At 50.9% G+C, this 10,165-nt stretch carries 9 protein-coding genes; all 9 read right to left on the reverse strand.

Features of this window, described 5'->3' with window-relative positions; genetic code table 11:
* Window positions 1-584, reverse strand: a 584-nt coding sequence (gene thiG, locus HOK28_13635) for a thiazole synthase (protein MBT6434134.1), incomplete at its 3' end; no start/stop codon positions are given.
* A gap of 62 nt (window positions 585-646) precedes the next feature.
* The gene (gene thiS, locus HOK28_13640) at window positions 647-853 is read right to left on the reverse strand and encodes a sulfur carrier protein ThiS (protein ID MBT6434135.1); all 207 of its coding nucleotides are present in this window, start codon (window positions 851-853) and stop codon (window positions 647-649) included.
* Window positions 850-1,986, reverse strand: a complete 1,137-nt coding sequence (thiO, locus tag HOK28_13645; GenBank protein MBT6434136.1) for a glycine oxidase ThiO — start codon at window positions 1,984-1,986, stop codon at window positions 850-852. Before thiO ends, thiS begins: the two co-directional genes overlap by 4 nt.
* Window positions 1,983-2,663, reverse strand: coding sequence for a thiamine phosphate synthase (gene thiE, locus HOK28_13650; protein ID MBT6434137.1), 681 nt, complete (start codon window positions 2,661-2,663; stop codon window positions 1,983-1,985). Before thiE ends, thiO begins: the two co-directional genes overlap by 4 nt.
* Before the next feature lie 29 nt (window positions 2,664-2,692).
* Window positions 2,693-3,526 (reverse strand): 2,3,4,5-tetrahydropyridine-2,6-dicarboxylate N-succinyltransferase, encoded by an 834-nt coding sequence (locus HOK28_13655; protein MBT6434138.1) that lies wholly within the window; start codon window positions 3,524-3,526, stop codon window positions 2,693-2,695.
* Between the two features lie 225 nt (window positions 3,527-3,751).
* Window positions 3,752-4,105 (reverse strand): hypothetical protein, encoded by a 354-nt coding sequence (locus HOK28_13660; GenBank protein ID MBT6434139.1) that lies wholly within the window; start codon window positions 4,103-4,105, stop codon window positions 3,752-3,754.
* A gap of 59 nt (window positions 4,106-4,164) precedes the next feature.
* The gene (locus HOK28_13665) at window positions 4,165-7,344 is read right to left on the reverse strand and encodes an efflux RND transporter permease subunit (protein ID MBT6434140.1); all 3,180 of its coding nucleotides are present in this window, start codon (window positions 7,342-7,344) and stop codon (window positions 4,165-4,167) included.
* The gene (locus HOK28_13670; protein ID MBT6434141.1) at window positions 7,341-8,558 is read right to left on the reverse strand and encodes an efflux RND transporter periplasmic adaptor subunit; all 1,218 of its coding nucleotides are present in this window, start codon (window positions 8,556-8,558) and stop codon (window positions 7,341-7,343) included. The genes HOK28_13665 and HOK28_13670 overlap by 4 nt, the downstream gene beginning before the upstream one ends.
* Window positions 8,555-9,976 carry an efflux transporter outer membrane subunit gene (locus HOK28_13675; GenBank protein MBT6434142.1) on the reverse strand — a complete coding sequence of 474 codons (1,422 nt, stop codon included), beginning with the start codon at window positions 9,974-9,976 and terminating at the stop codon, window positions 8,555-8,557. Before HOK28_13675 ends, HOK28_13670 begins: the two co-directional genes overlap by 4 nt.
* Window positions 9,977-10,165 lie beyond the last annotated feature (189 nt).

The following is a 10,165-nucleotide window of genomic DNA, read 5'->3' on the forward strand; positions in this document are numbered from 1 at the left end:
ATGTCCGATGCGGTGCCTAGCCCTGCGTCAATAATGACTGGAACACTGGCTCGTGTTTTGATCAGCTCAATGTTGTGAGGATTACGAATACCGAGACCCGAACCGATTGGAGCCGCGAGTGGCATGACTGCGGCGCAGCCAACATCTTCAAGTTTCAGGGCCAGAACAGGATCGTCATTTGTATAAGGTAAAACGGTGAAGCCTTCGTTGACCAGCGTTGTCGCTGCTTCCAGGAGTTCGTGTGAGTCTGGTAAAAGAGTGTCTTCATCGGCAATGACTTCGAGTTTGATAAGATCAGTGCCCAGGGCTTCTCGTGCCATTTGAGCCGTGAGAACTGCTTCCCGAGCCGTAAAGCAGCCAGCGGTATTGGGTAAGAGATGATAACCGCGCTCTTGGAGAAGCTTGTAGAGATTTTCACTGCCCTCGGCTTCAACATTTACGCGCCGAAGAGACATGGTCACGAGCTCTGCGGTGGACGCTTTCAAAGATTCAAGCATCACATCCATATTGGGATAGCTGGCGGTACCGAGAAGAACTCTCGATTTGAGAGTTAGGTTACCGATTTTCCATGTATCTTGTGTCATAACAAATCTCTTCTTTCATGGGGCATCGTTGAATTCAATGCATTTGGACATTTTTAAAGGCGTCAACCGCCGCTTACGGCACCTAAGATTTCAATGTCGTCGTCGTCTCGTAAGAGGTGGCTTGTCCAAAGGCTTCTGGAAATGACCGAGCCATTGATGGCGACCGCAACCCCCTGAGGATCGAGCTCGCCGGTCAGTTTTTCGATGAGCTGGATAAGTAGAGTTATTTCTTCAAGCACTTGGCTAACGCCATTGATACGAAGTTTCATGTTGAACTCTCATCGTTGAATCGGGTTGGAGAAAGTGCACTTAGAAGCTCTGGTACACGGTTTGACTGGAGAATTTCAAGTATTGCTGCTGCGGTAATTGGGGCAAGCATCATGCCGTGCCGGTAATGGCCAAACGCAGTGAGAAGACCGGGGATACTTGTCGGGCCAATGGCGGGTAGATTGTCGCGTAGAGCGGGTCTAAATCCTACGGCCGTTTCGAGGATCTCAAGCTCGTAAATACCGGGAACTGCTCGAAAGGCGTGCCAAAGCAGTTCCATGCTGTGCCCTGCCAGCGGGGTATGATCAAAGCCGGCCTCCTCCATAGAGGCGCCGAGGTAAAGGACACCGTTTTCACGCGGGATCATATAAACGTCAGGAGTTCGAATCACGTGATTGATGAGTTGAGGTCCCTTAAGGCGAACATATTGGCCGCGAACGGGGCGAAGTGGCATGTGCGCGAGGGCTCCGATTTCGTGGCTCCAGGCGCCATCGGCGGACACAACCCAGGGTGATTCGATGCGGTCGTAGAGTGGGTGCTCTTCTAGAAGAACACCGGATGCGATTCCTGATGTTTGTTCAAGCTCAAGTTTGCCCGAATACGGGATGAAGAGTGTTCCTGAGTTTTGGTTCGCTTTTAGGAGCGCTTTATTCAGGAGGGCGGGGTTCACCTGGTGATCGTCTGAGGCCAGTAAGCCGCCGCATTGCCTGGGCGAGAGGTTGGGCTCAATTTGTTTAAGTGCCTGGGGTTGAATCCATTTGGTATGAAGCCCCCTTGCCCGTTGAGCCTCTCCGAGTTGCTCCAGCTCGCCAACATGGTCTCGGGTGAGAGCAATCATAAGCGTTCCATCGGTTTGGTAACCCGCTTTGAGCCCGCTGAGAGATTCCACTTTTTGGATAAACTCTGGATAGATCCGGCAGCTCTCGTTGGCCAGATTGATAAGACTTTGTTCGCTGTCGAAGGCCTCTCCGGCCGGGGAAAGCATACCACCGGCTGCAGGACTCCCGGCACCCATACGCGGTTTTTGGAGCACAGCCACGCGAAGCCCTACACTTCTTGCCTCCAGTGCAATCGATTGGCCAATGATGCCGCTACCAATAACGGTAACGTCTGCTTGAAGTACCCGGGTTGTCATTGCTGTGCCGCTTGACTGAGAAATCCTCTAATGGCGCTTCGGTATTCGCGTGCGGCTTTTTCTGGGTCATTTTGAAGAACAACACCAGAGATGACCGCGACACCATGGGCGCCCGCTTCTAATACAGCGCCTACTTGGTCTGCGGAGATACTGCCAATGGCAATCACTGGAAATGGACTTTTTGTGACCATGGCGCGCAGTCCATCAATTCCGAGGGTGGGTGAAGGGTTATCTTTTGACTGGGTTCCAAACACCGGGCCCACCCCAATGTAGTCGATGGGAGCATCTAAAAGTTTATCAAGCATCTCCAAGTTGTTAGCAGTGGCTCCAATGATTCTATCAGGACCAACGATAGCTCGGGCGACTTCGGGAGCGATGTCGTTAGGGCCGATATGAAGTCCGGAGTGGGCGGCCCGTGCTAAATCGCTTCGGTCATTCACCACAAGGCGGCAGCAGGTGTCTTGAAGCACTTGGGCCATCTTTTCGATGGATTTGAGCTGCGTTTGGGTGCTTTGGTTTCGCTTTTCGCGATACTGGACTACATCTGCACCGCCGCGGGCGGCCAGCTTAGCAATCTCAGCATGAGAATATTGGGTCTGCAGCGTTTCAGTTGTAATAACATGAAGCCGACCGACCTTGTTGAGGTCGGATGGTGTGGTCGCGCCGTTTTGAGTCATCGCTTCAACCCCCCAAGGCCTTGGACCCGTTAGACTTGAACTGCAAATTTGCGCAAGACATCGTTGAGCGATGTTTTACGGTCGGTGCTTTCTTGTCGCTCTCCGATAATCAATGCGCATGGAAGATTGTAGGTTCCCGAAGGGAACTCTTTAGCGCGGGTACCAGGAATGACCACGCTGCGGGCTGGCACTTTTCCTTTATGGATGACTTCGGTCTCACCTGTAACATCAATGATTGGGGTAGACGCGGTAAGCGTTACGCCGGCGCCGATAACGGCTTCTGAGCCAATATGAACACCCTCTACCACGATGCAACGTGAACCAATAAAAGCGTTGTCTTCAATGATAACTGGAGCAGCCTGTGGTGGCTCAAGGACGCCACCGATTCCAACGCCGCCAGAGAGGTGAACACCTTTACCGATTTGTGCACAAGAGCCTACGGTGGCCCAAGTATCGACCATGGTGCCGCTGCCGACATAGGCGCCAATATTGACGTAACCGGGCATAATAACCGCGCCACGTTCAATATGAGAGCCGTAACGGACTGTACCGGGAGGGACGACCCGAACACCTTGTTGTTTAAGGTTTTTCTTTAATGGGATTTTATCGAAGAATTCGTAGGGCCCCATTTCCATCACTTTCATTTCGGCGACAACGAAGTACATCAGTACACCTTGTTTAACCCAGGCGTGGGTTACCCATTCGTCTCCTGACGGGTCGCAAACCCGGATTTCACCAGAATCAAGTTTCGCGATAACCGTACGCACAGCCTCCGCGTATTTTTCTTGCTCGAGCAGATCGCGATTTTCCCAGGCTGCTTCGATAAGTGGCTTTAATTCTTTGGCGTGTTCTTCGGTAGACATATTGGACTCCTTGATCAGGATTGTTCCCCGATCTGACTCCACCTTATGCAGCATATAGAACTCTTTGTCAGGGGATCAGGCGTACGGTTTTTTTAAAAAAAAGCGCTGAAAATATCCGTACATTTGAAAAATGGGTGAGACAAACTGGCTACTTGGGACAAAAAAAAGCCCCCTTCGCGTTGAGGCGAAAGGGGCTTTCATCGAGCTTATGCTCTCAAATTCACCTTAAGCAAGCTTATATCGCTTCATCTTACGGTAAACAGTTGAGCGGGCAATCCCGAGTGCCAGCGCTGTACGCTGAATGTCGCCGCCGTAAGCGTCAAGTACGGACTTGATATGCTTTGCTTCAACTTCATCCATTGTCTCAAATGGTCCCTTACGCTTAGCAGCGCGGCCGACGAGGCCTTCGTTCCACTTGAAGTTACGCTTGGTCAACGTTTTTACTTTTTTCTTCGCAGGCGCCTTAGCAGCAGCCTTCTTTTTTGGAGCAGCTTTTTTCTTAGCTACTGCCTTTTTCTTAGGCGCAGCTTTCTTAGGTGCTGCTTTTTTCTTGGTTGCTGCTTTTTTCTTTGCTGCCAATGGAGACTCCCTGGTTTGCCGCATAATGCACGGCTTGATTTTAGTGCTAATGAGTTTGCTTACGCGCCCTCAGTCGTTTCATTTTGCGTCCCGTTTATCAGACTGCGGACAGCAATACCAATATCATTCAGCACCAGATATACAGCTGGTACTAAAACAAGTGTAATGACTGTGGCAAAGAGTATACCAAAACCCAAACTGATTGCCATCGGAATTAAAAATCTGGCTTGAACGGATGTTTCCATAATCATGGGCATCAGTCCGAGACAGGTTGTTACCGAGGTTAGCAAAATAGGTCTGAATCTTCGTACGCCTCCTGCGATGGCCGCATCATAAGCCGAACTACCAGCATCACGAGCTTTATCAATCGCCACAATCAGAATCAGTGAATCATTTACCACGATTCCTGACAAGGCTACAATTCCCATCATGCTCATTAGGCTCAAATTGAACCCCATAATAGCGTGTCCCACAATGGCACCTACGAGTCCAAATGGGATAACGGTCATAATGATAAACGGCCGCGTGTAGCTTTTGAAGGCAATCGATAAAAGCGCAAACATAGCTATTACCGCCATTAGAAAGCCGTCTCCGAGACTTTTAAGTGTTCTCTTACGGTCGCTTTGCTCACTGCCAAGAGAGTAAGCAAGCCCCGGATATTGGTTTTGCAGTTTGGGAAGAATTTTTTCAGTAATTTCTCGAACGATCTTCTTAGCGTTGCCTACACCCTCGATGACATCTGATGACACCGTGACGACTCGGCGCCCGCCGACTCGTGTAATGCTGGTGTAAGAACGCCCTCTGCTGATATTTGCAGCACTTGCGAGAGGTATTTCGCCGCCCTCAGGTGTTCGCAACATGAGTTCTTCAATATCAAATTCGGACTCTCGTTCGGAACGTGGGAGTCGCACATACACGCGGACTTCGTCGCGGCCCCGTTGTTGGCGAAGGGCCTGTGCCCCGAAAAGTGAAGAGCGCAGCTGCCGTGCCATCGAGGTTTCCGTTAACCCAAGGCTGCGCGCGGCTGGCTTCAGTTTGAGATTGAGCTGCTCTTTACCGGGGTAGAAGCCATCATCAACATCCCGAGTGCCTGCTATTTGAGCAATTTCTTCGGCAAGTGCCTCCGCGCCTTTTTCCAACGTGTACATATCGGGGTGACTGAGTCTTAAGTCGATGGGAGCGCCACTTCCGCGACCTGTACTGGACCGATAGTTAAGGCTTTCTACGCCAGCCACGTCTCCAACGCGTTTGCGCCAGCGTTTGGAGAATTCTCTAGCGGTGATGTTTCGAAGGTCTGAGCGAACCAAGTAAATAGATACTTGCCCAATGTGACTTGCGGAGCTGGAGCGACTGCCTCGAGGTGAGGCAAAGCCCCCACCGGAGCTACCAACCTCAGTAAAGATTCCCAAGGTGATTTTTCCTTCACCTGTTTCTTCAAGGATTTCCTCCGCACTTTTGAGCATATGTTTTACAACGCGGTCGGTATCCTTAACGGCCGTTCCAAAAGGCATACGAACCGTAGCTACAACTCGGTCACTTTCGACTTTGGGTAAGAAAGTAAACTCAACCCACTCTCCAGCCACGATGCCAAGGGCTGCTAAAAGCATAACGACACAGGTTGCAATCGTGGTGTAGCGATTCTTCAACCATTTGGAAATTGATGGCTTGTAGCGAATATTCACAAAGCGTTCTAAGCGGTCGGAAAATTTTTGTTGGAAATTATCCAGGCCTGCCAAAATACCCGTCTTTTTAAGAGGTTTGGAATGAGCAAGGTGAGCCGGCAAAATAAGCAGCGACTCGACCAAGCTAAGCAGAAGCACGATGATAACGACCCATGGAATAACCCGGAAAAACTGTCCTGACGGTCCTGGAACAAAAAGCATCGGCATGAATGCGATGACAGTTGTTAAAATTGCGAAAATGACCGGCTTTGCCACTTCTCGTGCGCCCTCAACGGCCGCCTTGAGGGGTGACATGCCGTCCTCTCGGTTTTTGTGGATGGCCTCCCCAACAACAATGGCATCATCGACGACGATTCCAAGCGTGATGATGTACGCAAAAATCGAGATCATGTTTAGGGAGACGTCGACTCCGGGTAGAAAGATGACTGAACCCAGAAAAGAAATTGGGATTCCCAGTGTAACCCAAAAAGCGAGTTTTCTATTTAAGAATAGCCCGAGGCTAATGAGTACCAAAATCAGACCGAGTTTCGCATTGCGCATGAGAAGATCGGTACGCTCAGCAAGCATACGTGAGCTGTCGGCCCAGGTCGCAAGCTCAATACCGGGTGGAAGTGTCGGTTGTTTACGTTTGATGTAGTCTTTTACGGCGGCTGCCACGTCCATCGGTTTTTGGCTTCCGACTGAACTCATCTTAATCATTGCAGCTGGCTTGCCATTGAAGGTCGCATATTGGTCTGTTTCCATAAAACCATCGACCACAGTAGCAACGTCGCCCAGATGAACCACGGTGCCGTCGGGGAGGCTTAATAAGGCAATACTTTCAAATTCGCTGCCCACGCTGCGCCGCTCGGTGGTTCGCACCAGTATTTCTCCGCCCTCGGTTTTAATTCCGCCGCTTGGCATTTCAACCGAGGCTTCGCGGATGAGTCTGGCGATTTGATTGATGGTGAGACCATACTCTCTCATTTTATTACGGGTCACATTGATGGTGACTTCAAGCGGACGCACGGCAGCGATTTCCGCAATGGTAATATCGTCTTCTTCAAGAAGCTCGTCGCGCATATTTTGAGCAAGGTCGCGAAGCTCTCGCTCTGAACGGTCTCCGTAGATCACCAATGAGATCACTTGGCTGCGGTTACTGGCCAGGCTGATGATGGGGCGCTCGATATCTTCGGGTAGGGTCGTAATTCTGTCTACAGCACTTTTAACATCGTTGAGGGCTCTACTCGTATCAGTACCGGCCATGAAGTCTGCTGCGATGACTGCGCTACCTTCTGAAGCGGTAGAACGAAGTTCCTGAATACCGTCTACTGCTCGAACAGCTTCTTCCACTGCAAGGATGACCCCTTGCTCCACTTCAGATGGGCTCGCCCCAGGGTAGGGAACATTGATGAGAACCATCTCGAGTTCAAATTCAGGAAACACCTCCCATTTGACTTTATCGATGAAAATGAGCCCGCCAATAACAAGAACGAACATCAAGAGGTTGGAGGCAACGGAGTTGTTGGCCATCCATCCAAGTATGCCTTTGGTATCTACTTTTTCAGTATTTTTCATTGAGGCTTGTCACTTTTCAGAGGCATTTGAGCTGCTTGTTTCTCCGGCACTGACTTCATGGTCTGGAGTAGAGTGCCACTGATTGGACGGTGGATTCGGCTGATAATAATGCGGTCTCCCGTGGCGAGGCCTTGGGAGACATAAACTGAAGCCTTCGAGCGCCATTGAATCTCTACATCTCTAATTTCTAAACGATTTTCTTTATTCATCACCAAGACTTTGGAGCCTTCTTGAATTGCTCGGCGAGGGACCTCGACGGCACGGGTCATTGTTTTGCCCTGGATGTCTACGTTGACGAAACTCCCAAGGAGCATCGGGAGTGATTCACTTTCTTTGGTCTTAAGCCCTAAAGGATCCTCAATCTCGATGAGCACTTGCGCAAGCCGCCCGGCGGGATCAAGATTTCCGGCAAGTTGCAAAACGCGCCCTTGTCTCACTACGCGTTGAGCGCCCACCTCCTGCCAGACTGTAGCTAAAGAACCTTTTTGTCCGCTCTTGGGGAAATCAATCCAAGCCAGTTTATGCGAGGGGATTTTTACGGTGACCCAGAATTTGTCGGATCCGACAAAGCTTCCAAAGGGCTGCTGAGGAGTTACAAATTGACCAATGTCGGTTTTCTGATTTTCGACAAAACCGTTAAAAGGTGCGCGAATGGTCGTGCGGTCTAAGTTGAGTTGAGCTTTTTGAAGCCCACTTTCTGCGGCCTCGAGGCTCATTTGGGCTGCGGCGTATTGCGGCTCTCGTAGAGCGAGCGTGTTGCCCCCTGTTTTCTGACGCTTAAGCATGGCCCATTCGCGTGCTGCTACTTTTTTACGGCCTGACTCTACTTGGAGTTCGAGCCTTGCGCGGCCGAGCGCCGCTTCTTGCTGGCGAAGGGCAATTTCATAGTCGCGGCCATCGAGGCGGGCCAGAGCAGCACCCTGAGTAACCCGGCCTCCTGGAATCAGGTTTTCACTTTTCCAGACAAGCCGTCCTGTGACTTCTGATCTAAGTTCAATTTTTTGTGCTGGCGTCGCGGTACCCTGAGCTTCAATGTTGATCGGGGTGTCTTGAGCGATGGCTTTTTGAACATCAACGATCAAAGGACTTTCGGTGATGGTTTTCGTTTTGGCATCGGGCCGGGAGCTTCGAAGTGCCGCGAAGATTGCAACACCCACAAGCACGATGGCCAGAGGGGTCACAATGGCTTTCAAGCGTGATTTAGATTCTGTCATGATGGATTACCACTTTCTATAGCAGTTGATTTTTCGAGTTTTTGAGTCCAGCTGCCGCCTAGAGCCCGGCACAATTGAACGCGGTAGGTGCGGACTTGTTTTTGACTAAGTACAACGCTTTGTTCCACACGCTGGAGTGTCCCGAGAGCGGTGAGGACTGGGAGAAATTCGCTGAGCCCGGCAATATAGCGCTCTTTGGCTTCTCCCAGAGCACTGGCTGCATGGTCTCGTTGTTGCTGCAGGTGTTTAAGCCGCTTTGCTTCATGTTTTTGATTGCTTAACGCATTTTCGACTTCTGCGATGGCCTGCAGAACTGAGTGGGTAAAAGTATGAAGCTGTTCTTGGAGCGCCGCTTCAGCCTGAGTTTGCTGTGCAGCGAGTGCACCTCCCATAAAGATGGGTTGGGTGACGCTGCCGAGGACACTGAAAATGAGTTCATCGAATAACCCGGTAAAAGTAGTCGCAGAATAGCCAACACTGCCCGTTAATTTTAAAGCCGGAAAGCGGCTTGCCAAGGCAATACCGATGCGGGCATCTGCGGCGGCTACACGTCGCTGCGCGGCCCGAACATCTGGGCGGTTTTTCAGCAAGTGCGCCGGTACCCCGGTGGCGGGCAATGGAGGTAAGTCGGTTAGTTCAGAATTGATGGTGAGCTGAATTTGACCGGGTGCCTGGCCCACGAGCACAGCCAATCTATTTTCGAGAAGGGAGGCGATGCGCTGTGCATCTTCAAGTTGTGAGCGGCTCTGTTCAACTTGTTGGCGAAGGTTAAAAACATCGAGGGCGGTTGCCAGACCTTCAGAGAATCTCACGTCGACCAGCTCTAGGTAGGTGGTGTTGGTTTCGAGCTGACTTTGTAAGAGCTTGAGCTGTGACTGCTGAGCGATCCAGGCAAACCAGTTTTCTGTAACTTCGGCTGCAAGCGTCATGGCTGCCGATTCTAGAAGGTCTCTGGTTGCAGCAAGATCCATCGCTGCAGCTTGGCGTTGATTGTTAAGCTTGCCCCACACGTCTATCTCGTAGCTTGCTTGGAGTGAGCCACTGATGACGTTGGTTTCGGGGAACGAAGCCGATTGTTTGCTGCGCCCGCCTGAGATGCTGGCATTGAGAGTGGGCCACCAGCTTGCATTGGCCGCATCCATCATCGCCTCGGCCTGGTCTAACCGCGACCAGGTAGAGAGGAGTTGCTGATTGCCCTCAAGTGCTTTTTCGACGAGTGCATCGAGATTTTTATCGTTGAAATTCAGCCACCATTTATCGCCGGAGTTCTCTTCTGAGTTCGAGCTGATGAATTCACCAGGGAGTTCTTGAAGCGGTTTGGGCTGAAGATTTGGGGTATGAATGCAACCCGCTAAACCTGTAGCGCTCAATGTAGCAACGAATGCGATGTAACTTATTTTGATGAAAGCGGGGTTCATTCCCCCTCCTTTGTAGACAGGGCGCGCCAGATAAAGTCCACAAGGTCCTTCACATAGGCTTCATCGCTTTCTGTCATGAAAATATCTCGGATGATGTGGCGTCTGAAGCTCCGGGTTTGAAGAGCACCAATCAATGCAATCGAAAGTGTTTCTGGGTTCTCAGTGGCTCGGGCAACGCCTGCGACTTGC

The sequence above is a fragment of the Deltaproteobacteria bacterium genome (assembly GCA_018668695.1).
Classification (GTDB): Bacteria; Myxococcota; XYA12-FULL-58-9; order XYA12-FULL-58-9; family JABJBS01; genus JABJBS01.